We start from the raw sequence: 25,772 nt of genomic DNA, 5'->3' as shown, positions 1-25,772 counted from the left end.
AGGGGCCATGACCCAGACCCCCGCGCGCCCCTTCGGTTCCGTCCTCACGGCGATGGTCTCGCCCATGAAGCCCGACGGCTCGCTGGACTTCGACGGCGCGCGCGCCCTCGTGGAACACCTGCTGGCCACGGGTCACGACGGCATCGTCGTGAACGGCACCACCGGTGAGTCGGCCACCCTGTCCGACGACGAGAGCGTCGAGATGATGCGCGTCGTCGTGGAGGCCGTGGGTGGGCGCGCCCAGGTCGTGGCCGGGGTGGGCAGCAACGACACCCGCCACGTCCTGGAGATGGTGCAGCGGGCCGAGGGCGCCGGGGCGACCGGGCTGCTGCTGGTCTCGCCGTACTACAACAAGCCCACCCAGCGCGGCCTCATCGCGCACTCCCGGACCGTGGCCGAGGCCACCGAGCTGCCGATCCTGCTCTACGACATCCCGGGCCGCACCGGGATCCCCTTCACCACCGAGACCCTGATCGAGCTGGCCGCCCTCCCCAACGTGAAGGGCGTCAAGGACGCCAAGGGCGACCAGTGGGCCGCGACGCGGCTGATGGCCGAGACCGACCTGGCCTGGTACTCCGGCGCCGACGAGGACAACCTGGCCCTCCTGGCGCTCGGCGCCGCGGGCGTGGTGAGCGTCGTGGGGCACGTGGCCGGGCGCGAGTACCGGGCGATGATCGACGCCGTCGACGCCGGTGACCTGACCGCGGCCCGCGAGATCCACCGCCGGCTCGCCCCGGTTGTGAACGCGATCATGCACACCTCCCAGGGCGCCATCATGGCCAAGGCCGCCCTGGTCGAGCTGGGCGTCATCGAGCACGCGACGGTGCGGCTGCCGCTCGTGGAGTCGACCGAGGACGACCTTCGCGTACTGCGCGAGGGGCTGCGCGGCTCGCAGATCGGCGCGCTCGCGCCGGCCTGACCCGAGAGCGTGCTCCCGCTCGACTAGATCCGGACCACGCCGCCGGCGTGCTCGACGATGTTGGCGAGCACCCGCGGGAGGCCGGCGGCGATGGACCGCCCGACGAGGGCACCCCACACCGCCGCCGCGGGGCCGCTGAAGCGGACGCGGTGCACCAGCTCGTACGTCGCGCCATCGGCGGACACCTCGGCCCCGGCCAAGGCCCCATCGGGCGCTCCCGTCGGCCGCATCTGGTGCTCGAAATGCATGGTGGCGCCGGGGAATCGGGTGTGCAGGTCGAAGCGCCAGTCGGTGCGGTCCGCGCGAATCACCGTGAAGTGCGACAGCGGGCCCTTCGCCGGCTTGACCCAGCCGGTGGTGCCGGGCTGCGGCGTACGGTCGGTGGCGGCGTGCTCCAGTCCCGCGGAAGGTGAGGGCGCGGGCTCGCTGGACGCGGCGCGAAGGGGCCTGTGCTCCGGCGCGGCCCAGGCGTCCGGCGGCGTGCCGGCGTGGTCGTACCCCGCGGCCTTCGTGTCCGGGTCGTCCTCAGTCCAGTACGTCGTGTCGACCCAGCGACGCCAGACCGCCTCCGGGTCGACCTGCGCCACCACCCGGTGTTCGCCTGTCCACATGGGCCCACGGTCTCACGAACCGAGCCAGGCGCGATCCGAGACGACCCGGTGCGCGGCTCGGTGGGATGCAACGCGCGGTGGGCGGCGCCTCGGGGTCAGGGCGAGGCCAGCGCCGGCAAGGCATCCGGGCGGGGTCAACCCGCCGACGGGGCGGCGGCCGCCAGCGCACCCTGCACGAGGGCACCGGCGGCCAGCACCGCATCGTCGTCGCCCGGCAGGCCCTGCACGGTGACCCCCACGGGAAGGTCGCCGCTCGCCACGGGTACGGGGAGCGTCAGCATGGGTGCCCGCAGCAGCGTGCCGGGTGCGGTGTGCCGGGTCATCAGCGCAAACACCGGGAGCTGGTCGCCGCGGTGCCACACCAGATCGTCCTGCACGAGCCGGGTCGCCGGGCGCGGGGTCGTGGGGAACAGCATGAGGTGGCACCCGGCGGCGGCGAGGACGGCGTCGTACGTCGTGCGGGCCGCGAACACCGCCTCCCGGGCGGCGCCGTATTCCGCCGGGGCGACCGGCCGGGCGTCGCTGCGGCGCAGCGCCTCGGCGACATCGGGAGTGACCACGCCGTCCAGCAGCACCTGCCAGGCCTGCTCCGGCGGACGATTCAGGGCCGCAGCAGCGAACTGCGCGAAGAGCATTCGCGATTCGTAGCCGACGATCTGCCACGCCGGCCGGCGCAGCGGGGCCAACACGTCGGCCAGCGACACTGGCACGATGTCCCACTCGACGCCGACCGCGTCGAGGGCCCGGCGCCAGGCGGCCTCGGTGCGCTCGTCGAGCCCGACCGTGAACTCGGCGGGGACGGCGACCCGCCCCGGGCGGGGGGAATCGGCCTGGGGCGCCGCGCGATCGGTGATCCAGGCGTCCGCGGTGCGGATCGTCTCCACCGACCGGCCGAAGAGGCCGGCGGTGTCGCGCGTCCACGTCATCCGCACGATCCCGTCCGCCGGGTAGCGGCCCACGGTGGGCCGGAACCCGACGACCCCGCAGACGCTGGCCGGGATGGACACAGAGCCACCGGTGTCGGTCCCGATGGCCAGGTCGGCCTGCCTGGTGGCGACGACGGCCGCGCTGCCGCCGCTGGAGCCGCCGGGCGATCGGTCCGGATGGGTGGGGTGGGTGCCGGCGCCCAGCCAGGCGTTGGCTCCCGTGATGCCGAAGGCCAGCTCGTGACAATGCGTGGTACCGACGACGTGGCCGCCGCGGGGGCGAAGGGCGGCGACGATCGACGCGTCGACGTCGGCCGTGTGGTCGGCGAACACCGGGCAGCCCGCCGACAGCACCGCCCCCTGCACCGCGACGGTCGCCTTGACCGCGAGCCGGAATCCCGTTCCGCGGCTTCCCGATTCGGCGTCGGACCGCGGCGCGGCTGCAGCGATGTCGCGCTCCACCCAGGCGTTCTCGAGCATGCCGCTCACTCTCCAGGCTCAGCCGGCGAGCCGGACGGGGATGCGCCGCGAGCCGAAGGAGCCGGGCTCGGCGTCGAACCGGCCCGCCACTGGGGCCGCGCAGGCCGGACAGCGGCCATCTGGGGTGAGCCGATAGGACCGGATCTCATACCAGTCCCGCTCGATCAGCGTGGCGCCGCAGGCCGGGCAGGACGTCGTGTCCCCCTCCCGGTGGTGCACATTGCCCGTGTAGACGTGCCGGAGCCCCTCCGCTCGGGCGATGTCCCGGGCCATGACGAGGGTTTTCAGCGGTGTCCGGCGCACGTCCCGCATCCGGTGATCCGGGTGGAAGGCCGAGAAGTGCAGCGGCACATCGGGCCCGAGTTCGGCTGCCACCCAAGCGGAGAGGGCGCGCAGCTCGGCGGGGTCGTCGTTGTGTCCGGGGATCAGCAGGGTCGTGATCTCCACCCAGACGTCGGTCTCGTGCACCAGATAGGCGAGCGTCTCCAGGACCGTGGCGAGCCGCGCCCCGGTGAGGCGCTCGTAGAACTCCTCGGTGAAGCCCTTGAGGTCGACATTGGCCGCGTCCATCACCGAGAAGAAGTCGCGTCGGGCCTGTCCCTGCACGTAGCCCGCGGTGACGGCGACATTGCGCAGCCCGCGCGCGGTGCAGGCCGCGGCCACGTCCATCGCGTACTCGGTGAAGATCACCGGATCGTTGTACGTGTAGGCCACGCTGCGACAACCGAATTCGGCGGCGGCCCGGGCGATGTCGTCGGGCCCGGCGGCATCCTGCAGCCGGTCCATCTCCCGGGCCTTCGAGATGTCGTGGTTCTGGCAGAACTTGCAGCCCAGGTTGCAGCCCGCCGTACCGAACGAGAGCACCGACGTGCCCGGGTAGAAGTGGTTGAGGGGCTTCTTCTCGATCGGGTCGATGCAGAAGCCGGAGGATCGGCCGTACGTCGTGAGTTCCAGCCGTCCGCCGGCGTTGGCTCGGACGAAGCAGAACCCGCGCTGGCCGTCACGCAGGCGGCACTCCCGCGGGCACAGGTCGCACTGGATCCGCCCGTCGTCGAGGGCTTGCCAGTAGCGCGCCGGGTGATGCTCCGCAGTCATGGCGTGCTCTCCGCGGGTCCGGGCCCGAGCTCGGGCGAGGGCAGCGGGTGCGCGGGCGGCTGTGGGTACGCCGTGACGGTGTACCGCCACAGCACGATGTCGTCCGACCAAAAGCCCTGGGGGAGGCGGGCCTTCGTCACCAATGAGGCGAGGAAGTCGGCGGGGTCCGGGATCTGGTCCCACACCTGCGGCAGGTAGGTGCCGCGGCGACCGCCGTACTCCAGCACCAGCCCGTCCACGCCCGGCCGCAGCTGGGCGACGAGGTCCGCCCGGTCGGCGTACGGCAGCGGCTCCCGCGGCGACAGCACCGAGACCTCGATGTCCAGGTGGGCGAGCTCCGGCGCGGTGAGCGCCGGGAACCGCGGGTCCGAGAACGCCGCGGCCCGCGCGTTGCCCTGCACGTCCTCGCGCAGCGACCGGTAGGGCTCGATGGTGCCGATGCAGCCCCGCAGCCGCGGCCGACCGCCCCCGCCGGGAACGTGCAGCGTCACGAAGGCAGCGCCGGGCTCGGCCAGCCACGCCGGTTCGGGCTGCGGGCCCGCGGACGAGTCGACCACCGGGACCGGCAGGTCGAGTCCCGCGCGGATCGCGCGCTCCGCGAGGCCGACCAGAATCTCGCCGCGATCGTGAGTCATGCGGCGACCACGGGGGATTCGGCGGGGAACTCGAACGACGCGTACCCGACCACCCGGTCGCGATCCCCGGCGGTGTCGCCGGAGTTGCAGGAACCCAGGAGGCGGGGCGCCAGGCCGCGCCGACGGGCCGCGAGGACCAGCCCGTTCACCGGCGTCGCCCCGCAGGCCTGGTCGTGATCGACGGGATCCGAGGCGGCGAGCACCTGTTCGATGGTGGCCTGGTCGACGGCGCGGGCGCGGTCGTACGGCAGGTAGTGCGACAGGTCCGAGCTGGCCACGATGAGGGTCTCGGGGCCGCCCCACAGCGCGTCGACGACCTCGGCGACCTGGTCGGGCGTGGCGCGGCCGACCGCCAGGGGCACCAGGGTGAACTCGTCGAGGACCACCTGCAGGAACGGCACGTGCACCTCCAGGGAGTGCTCCCAGGCGTGTGCCTCGCGGCTCTGCGTCACCTGCGGCAGCGACGTGATCGCCGCCACCGCGGAGGCGTCGACCAGCACCGTCCCGAGCGGGGTCTCGAAGGCCGCGTCGCCGGGCAGCGCCAGCCCGGGGACGGCGACACGGTGGCAGGGGCCGAGCAGGACGACCCGCCGTACGACGTCGCGCGCCGCCTCCACCCGCGCGTAGGCGAGCGCGGCCGTCGAGCCCGAGTAGACGTACCCAGCGTGCGGGGCCACGACGGCCTTCGGCGCGGGCATCGGGTCCCGGGCCAGCGCCGTGCGCGCCGGGGCGAGCAGCTCGTGCAGCATGGCGGCCAGCGCCTGCGCGGAGCCGGGGTAGAAGCTGCCGGCCACGGCCGGCGGGCGGGCGGCGGTCATGGTGTCGAGCGTAGTTCGCCCCGCCCGGATCGGCATGGGGGCGGCGCCCGGCCTGGCCGCCGTCTCTGTCCCCAAATGACCGCTCACGACCTGCGCAAAGGGTGCCATGGCACCAAAAGGGCAGGTCACGAACGGTCGTCCTGTGGATAACAGGATCCCGTCCCACGCCCCGGATCGGGCCAGGGTCGCTCGTGTCCGCACCGTGACCCGGCGCCCCGCGCGCAAGCTCCTGACCTGGGCCAAGAGGTTGTTATCCGGACGTGACGTCACGATTGCGCGCCGGGGGTAACGGTTGTCGGACCCATCGCGTATTCCAGAGGTAGCAGCCCCCCGACCCGACGGGTCCCCTACCGAGGAAGTCCCATGCGTGCCAGCAGCTTTCGTCCCTCCGCCCGACGCCTCGCCAGCCTCGGCGCAGCCCTGACCGTGAGCCTGGGCTCTGCGGTCGCGCTGGCCGGCTGCGGGGGGCCGGCGACGCCCGCCGGCGCCGAGGGGGGCACCCTGGTCGCGGCCTCCGCACCGGCCGAGGGAGCGACCCGCGCTGGCACGTCCGCCGCGTCGAACTCGGCGACCGGCGCGGCGCCCACGGCCGCAGCCTCGGGGCCGACGGATGCGGCCACGGTGGACGGCGCACCGGCGGCGGGCGGCGCCGCCAGCCGCGCGGCGACCGGCCAGTCCCCGGATCCGCAGGCCGGGTCCACCCCGCCGGCATCCGGCGCCGTGGCACCCGCCGGGTCGCCGGCCCCCAGCGCCGTGCCGCCGCACCGCCCCATCGGTGGGGCACTGGAAGGCCTCGACTGCCGCGCTCGCCTGCACTCGGCGGTCGGCCGGTCCCTGTTCTCGCACCAGATCGCCGGCACCGCAGCCCGCCTGGCCGAGCAGGAGGGGACGCTGGGGTTCGAGCCGGTGCGGCTGGGCTATGGCGGCGGGGCGGGCGACATCGCCAGTGGGCTGGAGTCGTTCGTGGCGACCGACGCGCAGGGGCGGCTGCACTACCTGGAGGTCGAGATCCTGCGCGAGAACACCGACGGGCCGGTGGTCACGAACGTCGCGACCGACGTCGTGCTGGTCGAGGGCCTGGCGGGCGCGAAGGCGGTCGCCGCCGCCATCGTGGGGCACGCGTACGGCGACCCGGAGGTCTTCGTCGTCGATGCGGGCGGGCGGCTGCTGCGCTACACGGTGGCCGCGCGGGGGTCGGCCTTGTCGGCGTCCGAGCCCGCGGTCCTCGCCACGGGGCTGACCAACGTGACGGCGCTCGGCGCCGACGTGTTCGACCTCGACGGGGACCTGTCCCAGGAGCGGGCGGCCGCCACCCGGCTCGTGCTGGTGGACGGGGACGTGGTCCGCCAGATGATCGTGCACCGCGACGGCAGCCACGACGCGCCGACCGCCGTCTTCGGGCCCCAGAGCGCTCTGACCGGGGCGTCGGCGGTGACCCGGATGTGGTGCGCCCGCCCGAGCGGCCTCATGGCCGACCAGGGCGCGCTGGTCGTCGTGGACGGTGCCGGCGCGGGGCTGGTCCTCGCGGGCACCTACACCCCGGCGGTGCGCGAGCCTCGCCTGACCGAGACGGCCACCGTGGACGCCGTACCGGGTCTTCTCGCCGGCTGAGCCACCCGCCGGGTCGCCGCCCCCGCCTTGGTGGGCCACGGCCGGACCGGCCGCGCAAGTGAAGCCGGCGGGCCGCGTCCTACGCCCGGCCTGCCTCCGCCAGCCCGGCGGGCGCCACCCGCCCGTCGCCCTTCGCCGACATGCTCAGCGCGGACAGGCCGGCGCTCGGCAGCGTGAACCGAAAGGTGGTCCCGCCCCAGGCGTTGCCCTCGGCGCGGATGGTGCCACCGTGGCGTTCGACGACGGACTTGCACAGCGCCAGGCCCAGTCCGATGCCGCGGCGCCGCTTCCCGTCGCCCCCGCCTCTGACGCCGCCGTCGCCATCGGTGCCCGCGCCGTCGAGCCGGCCGGCGCGTCCGCCGCCCCCGGACGATCCGCCGGATTCGCCGGAACCGCGCGTGTACGACGAGAAGATGCGCTCCTCGTCGCCCGGTTGGAGCCCGATGCCCCGATCGGCGCAGCGGATCTCGACCCAGGCCGGGTCCGCCGCCGGCACGGCCGTCACCTGAACCCAGGGCGTGGTGTCGGGCCGGGCGTACTTGACGGCGTTGTCCAGCACGTTGCGGAACAGCTGCCGGAGCAACGTCGGGCCGGCCAGCACCGCCTCGTCCGCGGCCATCTCGAGGGTGAGCTGGGGGTACGGCGCCGCGGCCTCGGCCAGCACCGCGGCCGGAGCCGTCACCACGGGGCGCAGCGCCCCGTGCCGCGAGACGGCGTGGGCCAGGTAGTCGTCGATGAGGGCGCGCAGCGCGCCGGCAGCCGCCTGCGCTTGAGCCAGCTCGGCCAGGCTCTCGTCGAGCTCACCCTCGCGGAGACTGAGCTGCGCCGACTCGATCCACAACGCGAGCCCCGCCAGCGGATTCTTGAGGTCGTGCGCCACCGCGCCCGCGAAGGCCTCCAGCTGTTGCTGTCGCTCCTTCGCCCCGGTGCTGTCGCGCAGGAGCACGAGCCGGTGCGCGGCGCCGCGGAAGATCACGGGCCGCTCGGTGAGCGTGAGGATCGGGCCGGGGCGGCCGACCCGGGCCGGCGCGCGGAGGGTGACCGTGCGGGCCGCGCCGGGCTCGGGCCGCTCGGGCTCGGAAGGTTCGGGATCGGGCCGCTCGGACTCCGTGAACTCGTCCGGCGCCCGCCCAGGTCTGCGGCCGGATGTCGGCGGGCAGCGTGGGGCCGAGCAGGGCGCGCGCCGCCGGGTTTGCCAGGCGCAGCGCGCCGGTCTCGTCGGCGAGCAGGACGCCGTCGGTCATCACGGTCAGGACGCCCTCGAGGAGCATGTTCTGCGCCCGCGCACTGCGGCGCCGCACCTGGACGTCCTCGGTCCGCCGCGCGGTGTCCTCGCGCTGGTAGACGATGAGCCACGCCACCCCGGTCACCGCGGCGAGCGCGATCCCGAGGATGCTGTCGGAGGGCATCCAGGTGCCGTTCTCCACGCTCCACACGCCGCGGTAGGACCCGATGACGGAGGCGAGCGCGCCCACATGGCACAGGACGGCCACGGAGCGGGGCGGGTATCGCAACGCGACCCACACGCCGGGCACGAACACCAGCCAGGCGACGGGGTAGTCGCGGACCAGGAACGGGGCGAACAGGCAGGCGAGGCTGAGCAAGACCCCCACGGCGTCCGATCGGTGGGGGCGGTGTTTGAGCACGAACCGGCGGTCGTCGACGATGAGCAGCAGGCAGGCGGGGATGCCCAGCGTGTTGCTGACGAGGATCCGCACGTCCCACAGGATCATCCCGGCGACGCCGTCCGGGGTGGCCGGCAGGCCCACCATGCCACCGGCCAGGAGGAGTGCGGGCGCCGCGGTCCAGCACAGCGCGACGAGCTGGACGGTGTCGGTGGCGTTCCCCGGCGCCCAGTCGGCGGCGGAGTTGAGCCGCCGCCAGGCCGCCAGGACGGCGATAGCGACGGCCACGTGGACCAGGCTCATCCAGGCGGCGGGTCCGGCGGCGACGCCCCAGCTCAGCAGGGCCACGCCGAGTGCCTCGCCCTGGCCGGCGGTGGCCGCCGCAAACAGCCGGCGCGCGGCCCGTCTGGCGACCGCGGCCAGAACAGGGCCAGGGTGATGACGGCGTGGGGAAAGGTGGCCCACATCGGCGTGGTGCCGTAGCTGCGCTGGAACAGCACGAGGCTCAGCCACGAGAAGGAGCTGGCTGAGCGTCTGGGCGACGAGCGTGGACCGGGAGGGCGCGCCGGTTGACCACAAGGGTGACCTCACGACGGCCCCTCCCGAGTCGCGTCGGTCAACGGCAGGGTGAAGTGGAATGTCGCGCCACCCCAGTCGTTGGCCGCGGCCCCGATCGCGCCGCCGTGTCGGGCCACGATCGTGGCGCACAGCGACAACCCCAGGCCGATCCCGGGAGCGGCGTCGGCGTCCTTCGCGGACCGCGCGAAGGCCTCGAAGATCCGCTCCTCGTCCCCGGGTTGCAGTCCCCGGCCGTGGTCGGCGACCTCGACCCGAACCCCCCCGCGGTCGCCGGCAGGCTCCGGACCAGCACGGAGGTGCCCTCGCCGGGCCGAGAGTACTTGACGGCGTTGCCGATGAGGTTGCGGAAGAGCTGCCGGACGAGGGCGGCGTCCGCCCGTACGACGTGTGGGGTGTCGATCACGACCCGCACGGCCCGATCGGTGCCGCCGTACAGGGCTGCGATGTCCTCGACCAGCGGCCGCAGCGGGACCGGCGCGAGGGTCAGCGCGCCCTTGTGGGCGACGGTGAAGGCGAGGTACTCATCGATCAACCCACACATGCGATCCGTCGCACCCAGGGCCGACCGACCGCGGCCTCGCCGCTGGCCACGTCGAGGGCCCGGAGCTCGTCCTCGGCCGTCTCGAGCCAGCCGGTGAGCGCCGCCAACGGGCCGCGCAGGTCGTGGGCGACCGTCCCCGCGAAGGACTCGAGGTCGTGTTGCCGCGCATGCTCGGCCGTGATGTCGGTGAGCAGGTGCAGGGACAGGTCCCTGCCGCCGACCCCGAGCGGTAGGTGGGAGACCGACAGGCGGCGGCGCTCCCCGGTGGGCAGGGGGACGACCACCTCGCGGTGCCGAGGCACCTGCCGGAGCTCGCTCGGGGTGCCCGCGGCCGGCAGGGCCGCGCTGTGCGTCGGCATCGCCGCCGCGCCCGGCAGCGCCGTCGCGACCGGTAGCGCCGTCGCGCCCGGTAGCGCCGTGCCCGGCAGCGTCACACCCGCGATGCGGCGCGCATCCTCGACCTGAAGCTCGGCCGCGGCCGCCCAGGCTTCGGTGATCTTGGCGGGCACCGGCCGTCCGATGAGGCGCGCGGCGGCGGGGTTGGACATCGTCACCGCGCCCTGCGGGTCGGCCAGGACGAGGCCGTCGCTCATCGAGGCGTACACGGTGGACAGCAGCTCGATGCGCTCCTGCTCCTCCGCGACGGCGTCGGCCACGTCGGCGGCGAGGCGGGCCAGGTGGTCTCGCCCGACCGCGACGAGCAACGCGACGAGGGAGGCGAACGCGACGAGCAGATCGAGGAACACCACGGCGGGCAACCAGCTCAGGCGGCCGGGATGGTACTGGGGATACGGCATCGCCAGCTGCACCACGCACATGAGGAACATGAGCAGCCCCAGCGCGCGGGGGCTGAGGACCAGCGCGGCGACGAGCGGGCCGACAACGAACACCCAGGACAGCGGCAGGTTCGGTGCGGCGAGCAGCACCGGATGAGGAATGAGACACATCACCGCGCAGATCGCCCAGGTCCTCAACCCACCGACGCGGGCCGCGGGGGGAGGACTGGAGATCGCTGGGAAGATCGTGGTCAACCCGACCACCATGCCGCCCGCCGCCCGCAACAGGACGAGGTGGGACTCGGAGACCAGCGTGTGCGGGTTGGGGTCCAGCGCGAGCCAGGCCACCAGCTGCAACGGCGAGACGGCCACGGCCCAGGCGGCCACTCGCAGCACCTCGGCCGCGGTGCGCGGGGCCCAGCCCGCGGACACGCGCCGGTGCATGACGCCGACCAGGACCGCGTTGACCAGGGACACCACGGCCACCAGGCCGAAGCGCCACACGGACTCGCCCATGGCGGCGGCCACGCCCATGACGATCAGGACGTGGGCGGCTGCCGTCGCTCCGAAGGCTGTGGTGCGCGGCATCGATCGGTCCGGCCACTGCGCCGCCAGGGCTCCCAGCATCGAGCCGGGCACGGCCAGGCAGGCCGGGGCCGCCCCGGTGGTGTCCATCGCGAGCGTGAACAGCACCGTGCCCGCCGCGGCCAGGAGCTGCGCCAGCCACAGCGGTGTGGCGAGATCGGGGGCGGGCGTCCCCCTGCTGATCTGCCACATTCCGCGCCGCACGGCCGTCCACCTGTCGCTGTCGCGTCGAGGGTCTCCGCATGGACTATCGGCAGGTAGCGCAGCTTTCTCAGGCCGGGCGTCGAGGTGTGCGGATTCCTCAGCGGCGGGTGTCGGCGGGCTCGCCGCCCGCCAACAGGCGCATCAGTCGGGCCGTCTCGGCGCGTACGGCGTCGCGGGCCGGCCCGAAGAACCGTCGCGTGTCGACGACGTCGGGGTTCGCGGCGAGGTAGTCCCGCAGCGCCGCCGAGAACACCGCGTTGAGGTGCGTCGCGATGTTCACCTTGGTCATGCCCGCGGCGACCGCGGCGGCGAGGGTCTGATCCGGCACGCCCGAGCTGCCGTGCAGGACCAGCGGCACCGGGACGGCGTCGGCGAGCGCCGTGATCAGCGGGAGGTCGAGCGACGCCGTACGTTGCGTCATCGCGTGTTCCGAGCCCACCGCGACGGCAAGCGCGTCGACGCCGGTCGCCGCGACGAACTCGCGCGCCTGCGTCGGATCGGTGCGTACCCCGGGTGCGTGGGTGCCCTTCCCGCCGACCTCGCCCAGCTCCGCCTCCAGGCTCGCGCCGACCTCGAGGCACTCGCCGACCAGCGCGGCGGTCCGGGCCACGTTCTCCGCGTAGGGGAGCGTGGACCCGTCGTACATCACCGACGTAAACCCCAACCGCAGCGCCTCCCGGATGAGGTCGACGTCCGTCGCGTGGTCCAGGTGCAGCACGCACGGCGTCTCGGCGGCGGCCGCGAGCGCCCGGGTCGCGGCCGCGATCGGTGCGAGGGCGCCGTGGTACCGCACGCAGTTCTGGCTGATCTGCAGCACCACGGGCAGGCCGGTCTCGATCGACGCGCCGACCAGCGCCTCGGCGTGCTCGATCTGGATGACGTTGAAGGCGCCGACGCCGCGTCCGGCGGCGCGGGCGGGTTGCAGGATGTCGGCCAGCGTGGCCAGGCTCATCAGATCTCCTCGATCCGCACATGGGGGAGCAGCTCCGCCGCTCGGTCTGGGTCGGCCGTCCCCGCGATCGGCGCGAGCACCGCGGCGGCCGACCAGGCGATGCCGCGCCGCAGGAGGTCGACGGTGTCGCATCCGTCGGCCAAGCCGCTGGCCAGGGCCGCGGCGAACGCGTCGCCGGCGCCGGTGGGGTTGCCGGCGAGCGGCGCGTCCAGCCAGGCCCGGTAGGAGGGCCCGTCGGCGGGGACGAAGACGATCCCGCGCGGGCCGTCGGTGACCAGCACGTTCTCCGCGCCGCGGCGGCGCAGGTCGTGGGCGCCGGTCAGCAGGTCATCGCGGCCGGCCGTGGCCGCCAGCTCGGCTCGATTGGGCTTGACGATCGTCGGGTGTGCCGCGCACGCGCGCAGCAGCGCGGGGCCTTCGGCGTCGACGATCGTCGCTGCGTCCGGTCCCGCGGCCGCGACGAGCCGGGCGTAGGAGTCCTCGCCCGCGCCGGGTGGCAGGCTCCCGGATAGCACCAGGGCGGTGCCCCGCGGGTCCGCCATCAGCTCGGCGACGGTCTGCTCCAGGCGGGTCCAGGTCGGGGGGTCGATCGTCGGCCCGGTCTCGTTCAGCAGGGTGGAGACGCCGTCGGAGACGATGTTGACCGTACGTCGGGTGGCGCCGGCCGACGCCACGAAACAGCTGGGGTCGATGCCCCGCGCGGTCAGGTCCGCCCGGATGAACTCGCCGGAGAGGCCGCCGAGCACGCCCGTGGCCCGCACGTCGTACCCGAACCCGAGCAGCACCGAGGCCACGTTGATGCCCTTGCCGCCGGCGACCGCCCGCTGCGTGGTCGGCCGCTGGCTTTCGCCGAGCCGCAGGTGATCGAGGGTGTAGGTGATGTCCAGCGCCGGGTTGGCGGTGACCGTGACGATCATGCGCGCTCCAGCAGGCGCAGGGCGAGCCGGCCCGCCCCGAGGCAGCCGGCGAATTCGCCGAGCGTCGCTGGGACGACGCGCAGGGGGCGCAGGGTGCCGCCGTACGTCGTGACGCCGGCCTGCAGCGGTCGCAGCAGCGCGTCCCCGGCCTGGGCCAGGCCACCCCCGACGACGAGGAGCTGCGCGCCGGAGGCCAGCGCCAGCATGGCGAGGACGCGGGAGATCTGGTCGACGGCCTCGCCCCACACCGCGATGGCGACGGGGTCCCCGGCGGCCACGAGCTCGGCGACCCGCCGCGCGTCGACCTCGACGGCGGAGCTGTCGCTGCGCTGGGCGCTGTCGGCGCGGCCGGTGCCGTCGCCGCGACCCGAGTCGCCGCGACCCGAGCCGCCGCGGCCCGTGCCGTCGCGGCCCGTGCCGTCGGAGCGGCCGGTGCGCTCGGCGTACGTGCGGGCGATCGCCGCGGCGGACGCCACCGCCTCCAGGCAACCGCGGCCGCCACACCCGCAGGCCGGTCCGCCCGGGGCGACGACGACGTGCCCTATCTCGCCCGCGAAGCCGCCGGCCACCAGTTCGCGGCCGTCGACGAGCAGCGCCGCGGAGATGCCGGTGCCGATGGGGACGAAGGCCACGTCGGAGCAGCCCTGCGCCGCACCCACCCAGGCCTCTGCGACGAGCCCGGCCCGGACGTCGTGACCGACGGCGACGGGCAAGCCCGTCGCCTCGGCGATGGGCCTGCGCAGGTCGAGGGCCCGCCACCCGAGGTTGGCCGAGAAGACGCCGATCGCGCGAGTGTCATCGACGAGGCCGGGGGCGGCGAGGCCAACCGCCGCGGGCCGGCGCCCGAGATCCAGCGCGAGTTCCTGGACGATCTGGCCGACGACCTCGCCGAGGCGAAACTCAAGGTCGGGTGGCGTCGGGAAGGTCCGCGCAAGTTCGTGGGTGCCGTCGTCGTGCACGATCGCGGCCTTCAGACGCGTCCCCCCGATGTCGACCGCCGCAACGTCGGCCACGCCTACCTCCGCCCCTGCTGAAGCCCCCCGCGGACCCGCCCGGGCGTGTCGACACGTGCCGTGGCAAGCCGGGACCCCGATGATCGACGCTGCTCGCTAGAACGTCGAATCAATCGTTATCGATCATAGGTCGCGCGGCCTGCGCTGTCGACCCGATCCCGCCGACAGCGTGCCGGACAGAAGGGAATCTACTGGGCCCTAGCATAATTCATCACATCCCAGGTGCGGATGCCGCCGTCGAGATTGCGGACCGGGCGATCGTGCTGCGCGAGCAGGGCCGCAGCGATGTAACCGCGCAGGCCGACGGCGCAATGCACCACCATGTCACCCGGCGGGACCTCGTCGAGCCGATCGCGAAGCTCGTCCACGGGGATGTTCACCGCGCCCGGGATCGCCCCGGCGGCGAACTCGGCGGCCGTACGCACGTCGAGGACGGCGGCCCCGGAAGCCACTGCAGCATCCAGCTCGTGCCACTGGATCGTGTCCACCTGGCCCGTGGCCATGTTGTCGGCGATGAAGCCGAGCATGTTGACGGGGTCCTTGGCGGACCCGAACTGGGGGGCGTAGGCCAGCTCGAGGTCGGCCAGGTCGCTCGCGGTCAGGCCACCGCGGATGGCCGTCGCGATGACGTCGATGCGCTTGTCCACGCCCGCGCCACCCACGCCCTGGGCGCCGAGGATGGCGTCGGTCTCCGCGTCCACCAGGAGTTTCAGGCTCATCTGCTCGGCGCCGGGGTAGTACCCGGCGTGGTGGGCCGGGTGGGTGTGGATCACCCGGATCGGCCGGCCCGCGGCCCGCAGCCGCTTCTCGTTCCAGCCGGTGGCAGCGACGACGAGGCCGAAGACGCCGACGATCGCGGTGCCGAGGACCGGCAGCGCGGCGGTGTCCCTGCCGGTGATCACGTCCGCGACCAGGCGGCCGTGGCGGTTGGCGGTCTGGGCCAGGGGGACCATCGCCGGGCCGCCGTCGATGGCGTCCCGCTTCTGCACGGCGTCGCCGACGGCGAAGATCGCCGGGTCCGACGTGCGTTGCTGCTCGTCCACGACGATGCCGCCGCGGTCGTTGACCTCCAGACCGGCGTCGGTCGCCAGCCGGGAGTCCGCCCGTACGCCGATCGCCGCTACCAGCAACTCCGCCGGGACGGTCGAGCCGTCGGCCAGGGTCGCCGTCCGCCCGTCGTACGAACTGACCTGCGTCCCCCTGCGCACCTGGACGCCGCGCTCCGCGAGGCGATGCTGCACCAGCGCGGCCATCTCGGGATCGAGTGGCGCCAGGACCTGGTCTGCCAGCTCGACGATCGTCACCGCGATGCCGCGCTCGACGAGGTTCTCCGCGACCTCCAGGCCGATGAAGCCGGCGCCGAGGACGAGGGCGCTGGTGGGGTGATGCGTGACGGCCGCGTGCATCGCGTCGACATCGGCGATATTGCGCAGCGTCAGCGCCCGCTCCGCGCCCGGGAAGGCGGGCACGAACGGCGCCGCGCCGGGGGCCAGGACGAGGGCGTCGTAGGGCTCGGTGGTCTCGGTGTCCGTCGCGAGGTCGCGGACCCGCACCGTCTTGGCCGCGCGGTCGATGCCGGTGACCTCGTGGCGCACCCGCACGTCGATCCGGAACCGGGCCGCGAGGCTCTGCGGCGTCTGCAGCAGCAGAGACCGCCGGTCGGCGATGGCACCGCCCACGTAATACGGCAGCCCGCAGTTCGCGAACGACACGTGCTCGCTGCGCTCGAAGACGACGATCTCGGCGAACTCGTCACGGCGCCGCAGGCGCGTCGCCGTCGACATCCCGCCGGCGACGCCGCCGACGATGACCACCTTCATGGACCCTGCCCCTTTCCTCTGGCGCAACCTCTAGCGCACTTCCGCAGCCAGTCTGCGCTGAATCCGGCCTTGTGCGGGCCGGCGCGAGCCGGTCAGCGGCCGAAGAGCTTGGCCATGAACCCGCCCCCGGAGCTACCGGCGGCGTTGTCGCGGGGGCAGCTGCAGCGCTGCGCCGCGGGGACGCCCCGCATGACCTGGTCGACGTGTTGGCCGCAGCCGGCCCACGTGGTCTTGCCGCACTTCTTGCAGGTGGCCGCACGGCACATGGCGGTGCTCCTTTGTCTTGACGTGATGGTGGTCGTGGCGGTGTCGCCGAGGGTGATCGCGGTCGAGGCGCCGCTCCGTCGCAGAGCTGGCGGTGGCATCGCGGGGCGATATCCCTAATATACCCCTGGGGGTATCTAGATCGCAACCGGAGGTGCCGCGGCCAGCGGTCAGTCGGCGGTCGGGGAGTGATAGTCGTAGGCGTGGTGCGGCGCGAACCCGTGCCCGGCGTACAGCTCGCGTGCCGCGGTGTTCGCCTCGGCGACCTGCAGGTACGCGAACTTGGCCCCCGCCCGCACCCCCTCGGCGAGCATCGCCTCCAGCGCCCGGCGACCGTGCCCCTGCCCGCGCTTGGCCGGCAGCACGGTCAGGTTGGTCAGTCCGCACCAGTCGTGAACCAGCGCCAGCCGCCCCGCGGCGACGACGCCGCCGCCCTGCTCGCGCACGGTGATGTAGCGCGCGGGCGCGGCCAGGGTCTCCACCCGCCGACCGCCCGTGCTCCCGTCGAGCGCCCACCACGCCTCGTCCGGGGCGTCGGTCCAGGTGGAGCGCAGGGGGTACGGCGTCGCCCGCGGGGGCATCCGGCGCAGGTCGCCCACCAGGACGAGGGTGGGCTTCGCGGTCGCCCAGCCGCGCGCCGTCAGCTCGGCCGCCAGGGCCTCGGGCGGCCGGCGGAATGCGGGGAACCGCGGCCCCAGCGCCCTCGGCAGCTGGATCTGGGGCGGCAGCCCGCGCTCGGCATACCAGTCGATCACCCGCTGCACCGCCGCGCCCACCGGCAGCCCCGGATCCCCCGTGGGGAGGGCGCTGTTGGCGCGGCTGCTCGCGCCCGCTCCCGCGCGCAGCAGCCACCCGCCGAGCCGCTCCTGTTCGGCGCCGGGCCAGCCGCGGGCCGCGAGCAGCTCGAGGTCCTCGATGGGGGAGACGAGCCGGACGACGCGCGGCGGCACGGCCCGCGCGGCGGAGATGGCGCCGCGGGGGACGACGACGGGAGCCGCGCCGTCGGGCAGGACCGTGAGGGTCTCCGCGTCGATCTCCGTCACCTCGCCGACGGCCTCGGTGAGGCCGTCGGGACCGCGGTACCGGATCGCCACGCGCTCGCCGACGCGAGCCGGCACGGGAGTCGACATCCGCACAGGTTAGCGCGGCTATTGCTGCGTTACTGCGGCACCAGTGCACCGTCGGTTGCGCACGCGACGGGCCACCGATTCGACAAGACGGGTGGCGAGGAAGTAACCGGTACGGAACCATCCGAACATGGATTCCGGACGGGCGGGGACCGCGCGCGACGAGGCGCGCGGGGAGATGAGGGGCCAGGGCCGCGGGGATAGCGAGGACGACGTCCTGGTCATCGGCTCGGGCTTCGGTGGCTCGGTGAGCGCGCTGCGGTTGGCCGAGAAGGGCTACCGGGTGCGGGTGCTGGAGGCGGGGCGGCGGTTCGCGGACGTCGACCACCGGCGGTCGACACGGCTGGACCGGTTCTTGTTCGCGCCCCGGCTCGGCCTGCTGGGGATCCAGCGGATCCACGTGCTGCCCGACGTCCTGGTGCTCGCCGGGGCCGGCGTCGGCGGTGGCTCGCTCAACTACGCCAACACGCTCTACGAGCCGGCCGCGGACTCGTTCTACCGGGACCGGCAGTGGGGGCACATCACGGACTGGCGGGCCGAGCTCGCGCCGTACTACGCCCTCGCCCGCCGCATGCTCGGCGTCGTCACCAACCCGACGATCACGCCCGCGGACGAGATGATCCGCGAGCTGGCCGACGCCTCGGGGCGGGGGCCCACGTTCCGGCTCACCCCGGTCGGGGTGTTCTTCGGTCGGGACGGGCGCAAGGAGCCGGGTCGCACGGTCCCGGACCCCTACTTCGGGGGCGCGGGCCCCGAGCGCACCGGCTGCCGCGAGTGCGGGGACTGCATGTCGGGTTGTCGGTACGGCGCCAAGAACACCCTGGTGAAGAACTACCTTTACCTCGCCGAGCGGCTGGGGGCGGTCGTCGAGGAACGCCGTACGGTCACCGACGTCCGCCCGAGCGCGGGGGGCGGGTACGTCGTGACGACGCGCCGTACCGGCCCGTTCTGGGGGCGCCGCGACGTGCGCACCCACAGGGCCGACCAGGTGGTCGTCGCGGCGGGCGCGTGGGGCACCCAGCTCTTGCTGTCCCGGCTCAAGGCGGAGGGCTCGCTACCCGGCCTGTCGGATCGCCTCGGCGAGCTCACCCGCACGAACTCCGAGGCGCTGTGCGGGGCGACCACAGGGGTCCGCGCCGCGCCGGTGGACTTCTCGCGGGGCGTGGCGATCACGAGCTCGTACCACCCGGACGAGGCGACCCACATCGAGCCGTGCCGGTACGGACCCGGCTCCAACACGATGGGCCTGCTCACGACGCTGATGACGGACGGGGGCGGGCGCTGGCCGCGCCCGCTGCGGTGGCTCGGGCAGATGCTGCGGCATCCCGGGCGGTTCGCGTCGCTGACCGCCGGCCTGCCCCGCTGGTCCGAGCGGACGTTCATCGCGCTGGTCATGCAGAGCTACGACAACTCCCTGACCGTGCGGGGCCGCCGCAGCCGGTTGCGGGGCTGGCATTTGGCGTCCCGGCAGGGCCACGGGGAGCCGAATCCCCGCTGGATCCCCGCCGGGAACGCCGCGATGCGGTTCGTGGCCCGCCGGATCGGTGGCTTCCCGCTGTCGAGCATCGGCGAGATCGCCGACATCCCGATGACCGCGCACTACCTCGGGGGCGCCGTCATCGGCGACTCCCCGGCGACGGGCGTGATCGATGCGTACCACCGGGCGTACGGCCACCCTGGTCTGCACATCGTCGACGGCTCGGCGGTCTCGGCGAACCTCGGGGTGAACCCCTCGCTCACCATCACGGCGCAGGCGGAGCGGGCGATGGCGCTGTGGCCGGTTCGGGGGGAGGCGGACGCCAGGCCGGCGCTGGGCGCGGCGTACGAGCGTCTCGAGCCGATCCCGCCCCAACGGCCGCTGCTGGCTGGCTGGCTGCCGACACCGGCCACCACAGCCTCGACTCCCGCGGCGGTGGCACCCTAACGGCGGTGGCTAGCCGACCGGCACGAGCGTGAGCCGCGGCGGCAGCTCCTCGACCTCCGCGAAGTCGGCGTCGTCGGGAACGCGCGGCTCGGGCTGGGTGTGGCTCGCGAGGTAGCCGATCGGGGCCAGCGTGTCGATGCGGCGCGCGACCCGGGCGCGGGCGTCGGCGGTGCGGCGGGCCAGCGCGGCCGGACGGTGCGGCATCGCGAACAGCCAGCGCAGGCCGAGGTGCTGGGCGGCCTCGTGGACGGCGACGGCGGCCAGCACGATGGCGGCCGTCGCCACGAGTGGGTACACCCACCGGCCGGTGGGGCTGGCGAGCAGCGCGCGGTCGAGGTCGTACAGGCGGCCCGACGCCACCGTCGAGACGGCCATGATCGCCAGGTAGTGCAGCGCGTAGATCGACAGCGTGCGTCGCCCCAGCCAGGCGAGGGGCTTGGTCAGTGGCGCGGCGTCCCGGGTGGCCAGCGAGGCCGCCCCGAAGACGGCGGCGACGCCGGCGAGGGACTGGGCGACGACCAACGGGTACGTCGGGAGGCCGCCCTCCTGCAGCGTGCCGGCGATCTCCCCCAGCATGACGGCGGAGCCGACTCCGCCGGCGAGCGCCAGGGCGGGGCGCGCGCCGATGGCCTCGATGGCGGGCTTGGCGTAGACGCCGATCGCGAAGTAGATCGCCATGTGCGGGATGTTCGCCCACAGCCCCATCTCGACCGGCCACAGGTTGGTGCTCAGCCACCCGAGGGCGAACAGCCCGGTCAGGACGACCGGAGCCGGCACGCGGCGCAGGGCGGCCAAGCCGGCGGTGTACCAGGCCAGGGCGGCGAGGAACCACAGCGTGCTGTACGGCATGAGCAGTTCAGGCAGGAACGTCTGCGGGGTCGGCGCCTGGGCCATCTCCGTGGCGCCGAGCGCCACCGCCGCGGCGGCGTAGATCGCCAGCCACAGCACGTACAGGTAGGCGTTGGCGGCGATCGTCCGGCGGGTTCTCGCGCTGCCCAGCCCCGCCCGCACCCGCGACGAGGCGAGCCAGCCGGACAGGATGAGCAGGGACGGCATCCGCAGGACCTGCAGGACGGAGTTGACCTCGGTCCAGAAGGCGTTGCTCGACTCGCCGGTGGTCATCGGCAGGAAGTGATAGATGCCGAGGTGCATGACCACCACCATCACGACGACGAACCCGCGCGCGACGTCGACCCAGGCCTGCCGCGGCCGCGGCTGCGGGGCGGGTAGCCCCAGCGCGGGCGTGGTGCGGGCAGGCGCGATGGTCACGGGGAAACTCCTTCTCGGGGAACGTCTTCACGATCGGTTGTTAACCTCTGAAATTGCTGTGACCTTCCCCAGGGCGTGCCATGAGCGCGAGCGGTGTCGGCGCAGGTGTCAAGGGGGATGACGACCCCGGTCGCCCCAATCCGACCGTTCGGCGCGCGATGAGCGGTCGAGACTTCTCGACGAGCGGTCACTTCTGGACGAACGCCCTGTTCCATAGGGTGGGACGCCGTGCGCTCAACGGGCGCCGCGGGGGTGTCGCCTGTCGCCGAGCGGTGGTTCGAGGCGGGCTGCCATGAGCAGGCCGTGGCCGGGGCTGAGCGAGCCGGGACGCGCAAAGGCGCCGGGGTGAAAAACTGCTCACCCCGGCGCCACTACCGGTCCGATGGTGCCTTGCGCGTGTGTCAGGCACTGCGTCGGACGTACCCCTCCCCATTCGATTACGCCTGGGGTGGTTGCGCGGTTGCATCGCCGCCAAGATTTTTTTCGGGGGCGCCGGTGGCCGCGTCGACGGGCAGCAGGATCCGGTACGCGTCGTAGGGCCGCGCGTGCGCTGGATGGTCCTCGATGGAGCGGTCGGCGAAGCGCTGCGTCACCGCGGCCAAGGCGTCCGTGACCTCGGCAAACTCCTCAGGGGACAGCCACAGCCGACCGCGGCTCAGCACGCCGGACACGTGCGGCGGCGCGTCCCGGGGTTGCTCGGAGAGCTGGCTGGCGAGTCGCAGCGCCGCCTCGTTGAGGGGGGCCAGGAAGGCAGCCAGGTACGTCGCCACCTCCGCGACCGGAACCCCCGTCAGCGCGCTCGGCCCGACGTTGAGCGATGAGCCGACGGCGCGCCAGGGCCGCTCCCGGCCGTCGCTCGCGGACGCGTCGCGCTCGACGATGCCCCATCGCTCCAGGGCGCGCAGGTGGTAGCTCATGGCCGACGGGGACAGCCCGCACTCGGCCGCGGCCTGGGTCGCGGTGATGGCCACGTCGTGGTCGTACAGCAGGTCCACCACTCGCTGCCGGGCGGGATGGGCTAGAGCCTTGAGGGCCCGCGGGTCGGAGATCGACAGCGCGGGGGCGTCCGTACGGCGTCGCGTCGTCTCCCCGGTGGTCTGCCGAGCCGGGGCGTCGGTACGGCGTCGCGGCGTCTCTTCGGCCATCGTCCGAGCGTATCCGGGGCTTCTTCAGGTGGCCGATCACGACCTGCCCTTTGGGTGCCGCGGCACCAAAAGGGCAGCTCACGAACGGTCGCTATCCACAGAGGCAATGGCGCGAGGTCTGAAGCTCGCGCGTCACATACGTGAAGTGTTAGCTTCGTAACTATGAAGGATGCGCTTCAAGACTCACCGCCGCCCATGCGACGGAGCAGGGCCGCGGCGCCGTACGACGTACCGCTCGTCGTCGGCGCCCGCGCTCTCTCGGTCGCCGGCGACGCAGCGGCGATGATCGCGTTGCTGCTCCGAGCCCACGCCTGGGGGTTGGGGCCGGTGGCGGTCACCGCGCTGCTGGCGGCGTTCGGGTTGCCGATCGTCGCGCTGATGGGGGTGCCGGGTCGGGTGGCCGACCGCTGCGACTCCCGGCGGATCCTCGTCGTCGGCGGACTGGTGCAGGCGGGGGCCGCGGGGCTGCTCGCAACCGCCGACGACCTCGTGAGCACCTGCGCGCTGGTGGTGGTCGTGCAGAGCGCGCACGCCGTCCTGCAACCGACCTGGTCGGCGCTGGTGCCGCGGATGGTGGGGGAGCAGCGCGTGGGCCGGGTGATCGCGCTGCAACAGGGTTGGTCGGCGGTGGCCGCGCCGCTGGGGGCGGCGGCGGGTGGGGTGCTCGTGGGACGGTACGGCGACCGGGCCGCGTTCCTGGCCGACGCGGCGACCTTCGCCGCGGTGGCGCTGGCGGGCCTCGTCGTGCGGACCCGCCGGGGTGGGCGCCGTGATGACCGTCTCGCCGGCGCGTCGGGCGCGGGGCGCCGGGTGGTCGAGCCGGGCCGCGGGGAGCCTGCGGCTGCTCTTCGCCGAACCGGTCTTACGGCCCGTGCTGCTGGCCCTCATCCCGCTGGGCGTCACGCTCGAGGCGGTCAACGTCGTCGAGATCTTCCTCCTGCGGGATGCTCTGGGCGTTCCCCCGGAACAGGTGGGGATCCTGACCGTGGCCCTCGGCGGCGGGGCCGTCGCGGGTTCGGCGGCGGCCGGCCGGATCGACCGCGCAGCAACGCGCGTCCGGGTCATCTTCGCGGCGTTCGGCGCGATGGGGCTGCTCACCGCGGCGAGCGGGGTCGCGCCGTCGTACGGCGTACTGCTCGCGCTTCAGGCCTCCTGCGGAGCGGCGAACGCCCTGTCGAACGGGCTGCTCATGGCCCTGGTCGTGGATCGGATCCCGGACGAGCGGAGCGGCGACGCCAACGCCGCGCTCAACGGCATGGCACGCGCGTTGGGGACCGTGGCGCTGCTGCTCGGCGGCTGGCTGGGTGGGCTCATCGGGCCGCGGCCGACGTTCCTGCTCTGCGGCGCCGTGAGCAGCGTCATCGTGGTCGCGGTCGTGGTGCGCCGGGCTCGGTCGGTGACCGAGGGATCGTCAGCCGCCGAGCTCACGTCCAGCGATGCAGCACGGTGAACCGCTCCAGCACCAGGGGCATGTCGTCGCGAAACCCCCGGTCGTGGGCCGCGTGCTCGTTGAAGAAGCGCTCATGCTCCGCGCGCCAGCTCGCCAGGGTCCGGTCGCCCTCGCCCTCGGCGTACGCATGCTCCTCGCCCACCTCGCGGAACGGCACGATCTGGACATCGTCGGTGCGGACCAGCGCCCGTGGGTGGCCGGCGCCGTCGAGCACGATCGAGAGCATTCCCGGCGTGGGCAGCTCGTCGCCCTCGGCCTCGTAGTCCCACAGCGCCCCCGCGGTCGCCGTCTTGATCCCGTCGAGGACGAGCTGCAGCAGCCGGTCCGCCTGCTCGGGGGTCGCCCCGAAGGACCACGCCGGCGGTTGGATGGCCGAGAGGGGCGTGGCGCCGACGTACGACGCGAGCTCGGTCAGCCCCACGTGGATGCGGGCGTCCTCCCAGAAGGCGTCGATCTCGCTCCGCGACATGCGGTTCAGGCTACGGCGTACCGCCCGGGCCCGGCCCCTCCAGACTGCCCTCGCGGATGCCGTTCCGCTCGATCAGCACCGCCGCGCCCTGGACGACGGGCCCGCAGCCCGGCCCGTTGACCGCGTGGGAGACCGGATGGACCTCGACGTCCTGCGGGCCGACGAGCGCCGCGCCGGTGGCGGCCCGCAGCAGCGTGACGCGCACGGTGACCGGCTCGCTGGGGAGCGCGTCGAGTGGCACCCAGGCCCGCGGGCGCTGGGGGTTCTGGGTGGGGATGACGTCCACCGGTACGTCGTGGCAGCTCTCGCGCAGGCACACCCGGACGCTGAGGCCGCTGGGCTGCGGCTCGTCCCGGATGCGGGCGGTCGGGACTACGGGCGCAAGGTCCGGCGCGACCCACACGGTGACGCCGCTGCTACCACCCATGGCGGTGCACGCCCGGGAAAGACCACACGCCGGCACGAGGGCGACCAACCCCACGACGGCGGCGACGGCGGCGATGCGAGGACTCACGTCCATACAGAGCGCCCAAGCGGGCCGCCCGGTTGCCGCGGGAGTGAGCCCTCCGGATGGGTATGCCATGCGTTGCGCTAGGGCGGCTGGGGGCTGCGGCTCAGGAGACGTCATGTCGAACTGACCGCTTCTTGGTGATCCGGTCTGACCGGCCGACGTGCCCTGGGAGGCCGCGCAGGAAGCTCAGTTCGCGACGAGCGAAATGTCTGGGGCGTTATGCGCTCCCGGGCACGCATAACGCCCCAGTCACGTGGGAAGCGCCCCTTGTCCCCACCCCGGGAGCACCACGTGGCGGTCCACAGCCCGAACTGGCGCGGACCCGAGACCCCACGGGGGTCAGCACCCTAGGGCCATGGTCCAGACATTTCGGCCCGGCCAGGGCAGCACTCGACGTCGGAGCCCGGCGGAACAGCGCCGCCGTCGCGCGCTCGCCGTGGCGGCCTCGCAGTCGGCGGACGATGGCGTCGTCCATCGCGCGGAGCTTCGCGCGCTCGGCGTGACGAAGGAGGACGTCCGCGCCGAGGTCAGGGCCGGCCGATGGCATCGCGCCGGGCGACACACGATCGTCGTCGCGGGCACCACGCCGCAGGGGCGCGGGATGCTGTGGCAGGCGGTGTGGGAGAGCGGCCCGGGCGCCGTCCTGGACGGAGCGGCCGCGTTGGTCGCGCACGGCCTGACCGGTTTCCGGCTGGACGTGATCGACGTGTCGGTGCCCACCGGCAACGACCGGCACCCCATGCCCGGCGTCGTGGCGCGCCGGTGCCGGTCGTGGGCATCGGCCTGCCGCGCGTCACCCCCGACTGGGCCGTGATCCACGCGGCGCAGCTGGCCGTCTCGGACCGGCAGGCGGCCTTGCTCATCTGCCTCGCCGTGCAGCAGCGGCTGGTCGCGCCGGCTCGGCTGCTCGCGGCGTGGCAGACCGTACGGCGGAGCCCGCGTCGCGCCCTCATCGATGCCGTGATCCGGGACGTCTGCGATGGCGTGCACTCGCTCGGCGAGCTGGACTTCGCCCGGATGTGCCGACGGCACGGGCTCCCGCGGCCGAGCCACCAGGTCGTGCGTTCCCTCCCGGGCGGTCGGATCTACCTCGACGTCGAGTGGGAAGACATCGGCCTCGTCGTGGAGATCGATGGGGGCCAGCACGCGCTCGCGCTGAACCCGGTCGATGACGCGCTGCGCCAGAACGAGGTGACCCTCACCCGCCGTGCGGTGCTGCGCATCCCGGTGGTGGGGCTGCGCCTTGCGCCGGAGCGCTTCCTGGATCAGATCGAGCGGGGGCTCGCGGCGCTGCGGGCCGATCGAGCGAGCGACCCCGCCGCGGTGGCCGGCTGACGCCAAACGAACAGGTCGCGGCCGGCCTGACCTTGCGACCAGGGCTCCTCGTGACCGGGGGCAGTGACTGGGGTATGCGCTCCGGGGAACTCATAACGCCCCAGTCACCTCGTTCGGCGATCGTGCAGTGGCCATGAGCACCAAGCGTCCACGCGCCTGCGCAGGTGGCGG

The 25,772-nt window shown here is 73.9% G+C and carries 23 protein-coding genes and 2 pseudogenes; 6 read left to right on the top strand and 19 right to left on the bottom strand.

All coding sequences use genetic code 11. From position 1 onward, the window contains the following. Window positions 1–7 precede the first annotated feature (7 nt). Window positions 8–919, top strand: a complete 912-nt coding sequence (gene dapA, locus IPK37_05530) for a 4-hydroxy-tetrahydrodipicolinate synthase (protein ID QQS01864.1) — start codon at window positions 8–10, stop codon at window positions 917–919. Between the two features lie 23 nt (window positions 920–942). Here dapA and IPK37_05525 read toward each other — a convergent pair whose 3' ends face one another. The 5 genes from IPK37_05525 to amrB form a co-directional block, all read right to left on the bottom strand. Next, window positions 943–1,530, bottom strand: coding sequence for a hypothetical protein (locus tag IPK37_05525; protein QQS01863.1), 588 nt, complete (start codon window positions 1,528–1,530; stop codon window positions 943–945). Window positions 1,531–1,664: 134 nt separating this feature from the next. Then, entirely contained in the window at window positions 1,665–2,936 is a 1,272-nt protein-coding gene (locus tag IPK37_05520; protein QQS01862.1) for a hypothetical protein, read from the bottom strand. An 18-nt stretch (window positions 2,937–2,954) separates the two neighbouring features. After that, window positions 2,955–4,031: an AmmeMemoRadiSam system radical SAM enzyme gene (amrS, locus tag IPK37_05515; GenBank protein QQS01861.1), complete on the bottom strand. Its 1,077-nt coding sequence runs from the start codon at window positions 4,029–4,031 to the stop codon at window positions 2,955–2,957. Next, on the bottom strand, window positions 4,028–4,666 hold the full coding sequence (gene amrA, locus IPK37_05510) for an AmmeMemoRadiSam system protein A (protein QQS01860.1): 639 nt from the start codon (window positions 4,664–4,666) through the stop codon (window positions 4,028–4,030). The genes amrS and amrA overlap by 4 nt, the downstream gene beginning before the upstream one ends. Continuing rightward, window positions 4,663–5,484, bottom strand: a complete 822-nt coding sequence (amrB, locus tag IPK37_05505) for an AmmeMemoRadiSam system protein B (GenBank protein ID QQS01859.1) — start codon at window positions 5,482–5,484, stop codon at window positions 4,663–4,665. The genes amrA and amrB overlap by 4 nt, the downstream gene beginning before the upstream one ends. A 363-nt stretch (window positions 5,485–5,847) precedes the next feature. Between amrB and IPK37_05500 the strand changes: the two genes are divergently transcribed. Next, window positions 5,848–7,095 (top strand): hypothetical protein, encoded by a 1,248-nt coding sequence (locus tag IPK37_05500; protein QQS01858.1) that lies wholly within the window; start codon window positions 5,848–5,850, stop codon window positions 7,093–7,095. Window positions 7,096–7,174: 79 nt separating this feature from the next. Here IPK37_05500 and IPK37_05495 read toward each other — a convergent pair whose 3' ends face one another. The 10 genes from IPK37_05495 to IPK37_05450 all read right to left on the bottom strand — a co-directional run bounded on the left by IPK37_05495 (window position 7,175) and on the right by IPK37_05450 (window position 17,501). Further along, window positions 7,175–7,975 (bottom strand): ATP-binding protein, encoded by an 801-nt coding sequence (locus IPK37_05495; protein ID QQS01857.1) that lies wholly within the window; start codon window positions 7,973–7,975, stop codon window positions 7,175–7,177. Continuing rightward, window positions 7,896–9,068: a hypothetical protein gene (locus tag IPK37_05490; protein ID QQS01856.1), complete on the bottom strand. Its 1,173-nt coding sequence runs from the start codon at window positions 9,066–9,068 to the stop codon at window positions 7,896–7,898. Before IPK37_05490 ends, IPK37_05495 begins: the two co-directional genes overlap by 80 nt. 239 nt (window positions 9,069–9,307) lie before the next feature. Next, entirely contained in the window at window positions 9,308–9,523 is a 216-nt protein-coding gene (locus tag IPK37_05485; protein QQS02689.1) for a hypothetical protein, read from the bottom strand. A 304-nt stretch (window positions 9,524–9,827) separates the two neighbouring features. After that, window positions 9,828–11,405, bottom strand: a complete 1,578-nt coding sequence (locus tag IPK37_05480) for a PAS domain-containing protein (GenBank protein ID QQS01855.1) — start codon at window positions 11,403–11,405, stop codon at window positions 9,828–9,830. 97 nt (window positions 11,406–11,502) lie between these two features. Next, entirely contained in the window at window positions 11,503–12,357 is an 855-nt protein-coding gene (locus tag IPK37_05475) for a class II fructose-bisphosphate aldolase family protein (GenBank protein QQS01854.1), read from the bottom strand. Continuing rightward, the gene (locus IPK37_05470; protein QQS01853.1) at window positions 12,357–13,274 is read right to left on the bottom strand and encodes a hexose kinase; all 918 of its coding nucleotides are present in this window, start codon (window positions 13,272–13,274) and stop codon (window positions 12,357–12,359) included. The genes IPK37_05475 and IPK37_05470 overlap by 1 nt, the downstream gene beginning before the upstream one ends. Beyond that, window positions 13,271–14,287, bottom strand: coding sequence for an ROK family protein (locus IPK37_05465; protein ID QQS01852.1), 1,017 nt, complete (start codon window positions 14,285–14,287; stop codon window positions 13,271–13,273). Before IPK37_05465 ends, IPK37_05470 begins: the two co-directional genes overlap by 4 nt. Before the next feature lie 188 nt (window positions 14,288–14,475). Beyond that, a complete protein-coding gene (locus IPK37_05460; GenBank protein QQS01851.1) occupies window positions 14,476–16,107 on the bottom strand; it encodes an FAD-dependent oxidoreductase in 1,632 nt (543 codons plus the stop codon). A 92-nt stretch (window positions 16,108–16,199) separates the two neighbouring features. Beyond that, window positions 16,200–16,373 (bottom strand): hypothetical protein, encoded by a 174-nt coding sequence (locus IPK37_05455; protein ID QQS01850.1) that lies wholly within the window; start codon window positions 16,371–16,373, stop codon window positions 16,200–16,202. A gap of 168 nt (window positions 16,374–16,541) precedes the next feature. Further along, a complete protein-coding gene (locus tag IPK37_05450; protein QQS01849.1) occupies window positions 16,542–17,501 on the bottom strand; it encodes a GNAT family N-acetyltransferase in 960 nt (319 codons plus the stop codon). A 175-nt stretch (window positions 17,502–17,676) separates the two neighbouring features. On the opposite strand from IPK37_05450, the gene IPK37_05445 reads away from it, so the two are divergent. Continuing rightward, window positions 17,677–19,422: a GMC family oxidoreductase gene (locus IPK37_05445; protein ID QQS02688.1), complete on the top strand. Its 1,746-nt coding sequence runs from the start codon at window positions 17,677–17,679 to the stop codon at window positions 19,420–19,422. A gap of 9 nt (window positions 19,423–19,431) precedes the next feature. On the opposite strand, the gene IPK37_05440 is transcribed toward IPK37_05445, so the two are convergent. Together IPK37_05440 and IPK37_05435 are read right to left on the bottom strand one after the other, a co-directional pair. Continuing rightward, a complete protein-coding gene (locus IPK37_05440; protein ID QQS01848.1) occupies window positions 19,432–20,691 on the bottom strand; it encodes an acyltransferase family protein in 1,260 nt (419 codons plus the stop codon). Between the two features lie 437 nt (window positions 20,692–21,128). Next, a complete protein-coding gene (locus tag IPK37_05435) occupies window positions 21,129–21,836 on the bottom strand; it encodes a winged helix-turn-helix transcriptional regulator (GenBank protein QQS01847.1) in 708 nt (235 codons plus the stop codon). A 162-nt stretch (window positions 21,837–21,998) separates the two neighbouring features. On the opposite strand from IPK37_05435, the pseudogene IPK37_05430 reads away from it, so the two are divergent. Next, window positions 21,999–22,604, top strand: a pseudogene (locus IPK37_05430) (MFS transporter). Window position 22,605: 1 nt separating this feature from the next. Beyond that, a complete protein-coding gene (locus IPK37_05425; protein QQS01846.1) occupies window positions 22,606–23,286 on the top strand; it encodes an MFS transporter in 681 nt (226 codons plus the stop codon). Here the strand turns inward: IPK37_05425 and IPK37_05420 are convergent. Both IPK37_05420 and IPK37_05415 read right to left on the bottom strand, forming a co-directional pair. Next, window positions 23,261–23,755 carry an ASCH domain-containing protein gene (locus IPK37_05420; GenBank protein QQS01845.1) on the bottom strand — a complete coding sequence of 165 codons (495 nt, stop codon included), beginning with the start codon at window positions 23,753–23,755 and terminating at the stop codon, window positions 23,261–23,263. The genes IPK37_05425 and IPK37_05420 overlap by 26 nt on opposite strands. A 10-nt stretch (window positions 23,756–23,765) precedes the next feature. Then, a complete protein-coding gene (locus tag IPK37_05415; protein QQS01844.1) occupies window positions 23,766–24,269 on the bottom strand; it encodes a hypothetical protein in 504 nt (167 codons plus the stop codon). Window positions 24,270–24,621: 352 nt separating this feature from the next. On the opposite strand from IPK37_05415, the pseudogene IPK37_05410 reads away from it, so the two are divergent. Next, a pseudogene (locus IPK37_05410) lies at window positions 24,622–25,601 on the top strand (hypothetical protein). The last annotated feature ends 171 nt before the right edge of the window (window positions 25,602–25,772 follow it).

This window comes from Austwickia sp., assembly GCA_016699675.1.
Lineage (GTDB): Bacteria > Actinomycetota > Actinomycetes > Actinomycetales > Dermatophilaceae > Austwickia.
Note: the sequence above shows the minus strand (reverse complement) of the source record. Positions and strands in the feature narration are given on the sequence as shown.

What these genes read in the sequence shown, in the direction of transcription:
- dapA (QQS01864.1), top strand. Translation starts at nt 8, where the DNA reads ATGACCCAGACCCCCGCGCGCCCCTTCGGTTCCGTCCTCACGGCGATG.
- IPK37_05525 (QQS01863.1), bottom strand. Translation starts at nt 1,530, where the DNA reads ATGTGGACAGGCGAACACCGGGTGGTGGCGCAGGTCGACCCGGAGGCG.
- IPK37_05520 (QQS01862.1), bottom strand. Translation starts at nt 2,936, where the DNA reads ATGCTCGAGAACGCCTGGGTGGAGCGCGACATCGCTGCAGCCGCGCCG.
- amrS (QQS01861.1), bottom strand. Translation starts at nt 4,031, where the DNA reads ATGACTGCGGAGCATCACCCGGCGCGCTACTGGCAAGCCCTCGACGAC.
- amrA (QQS01860.1), bottom strand. Translation starts at nt 4,666, where the DNA reads ATGACTCACGATCGCGGCGAGATTCTGGTCGGCCTCGCGGAGCGCGCG.
- amrB (QQS01859.1), bottom strand. Translation starts at nt 5,484, where the DNA reads ATGACCGCCGCCCGCCCGCCGGCCGTGGCCGGCAGCTTCTACCCCGGC.
- IPK37_05500 (QQS01858.1), top strand. Translation starts at nt 5,848, where the DNA reads ATGCGTGCCAGCAGCTTTCGTCCCTCCGCCCGACGCCTCGCCAGCCTC.
- IPK37_05475 (QQS01854.1), bottom strand. Translation starts at nt 12,357, where the DNA reads ATGAGCCTGGCCACGCTGGCCGACATCCTGCAACCCGCCCGCGCCGCC.
- IPK37_05470 (QQS01853.1), bottom strand. Translation starts at nt 13,274, where the DNA reads ATGATCGTCACGGTCACCGCCAACCCGGCGCTGGACATCACCTACACC.
- IPK37_05460 (QQS01851.1), bottom strand. Translation starts at nt 16,107, where the DNA reads ATGAAGGTGGTCATCGTCGGCGGCGTCGCCGGCGGGATGTCGACGGCG.
- IPK37_05455 (QQS01850.1), bottom strand. Translation starts at nt 16,373, where the DNA reads ATGTGCCGTGCGGCCACCTGCAAGAAGTGCGGCAAGACCACGTGGGCC.
- IPK37_05450 (QQS01849.1), bottom strand. Translation starts at nt 17,501, where the DNA reads ATGTCGACTCCCGTGCCGGCTCGCGTCGGCGAGCGCGTGGCGATCCGG.
- IPK37_05445 (QQS02688.1), top strand. Translation starts at nt 17,677, where the DNA reads ATGAGGGGCCAGGGCCGCGGGGATAGCGAGGACGACGTCCTGGTCATC.
- IPK37_05435 (QQS01847.1), bottom strand. Translation starts at nt 21,836, where the DNA reads ATGGCCGAAGAGACGCCGCGACGCCGTACCGACGCCCCGGCTCGGCAG.
- IPK37_05420 (QQS01845.1), bottom strand. Translation starts at nt 23,755, where the DNA reads ATGTCGCGGAGCGAGATCGACGCCTTCTGGGAGGACGCCCGCATCCAC.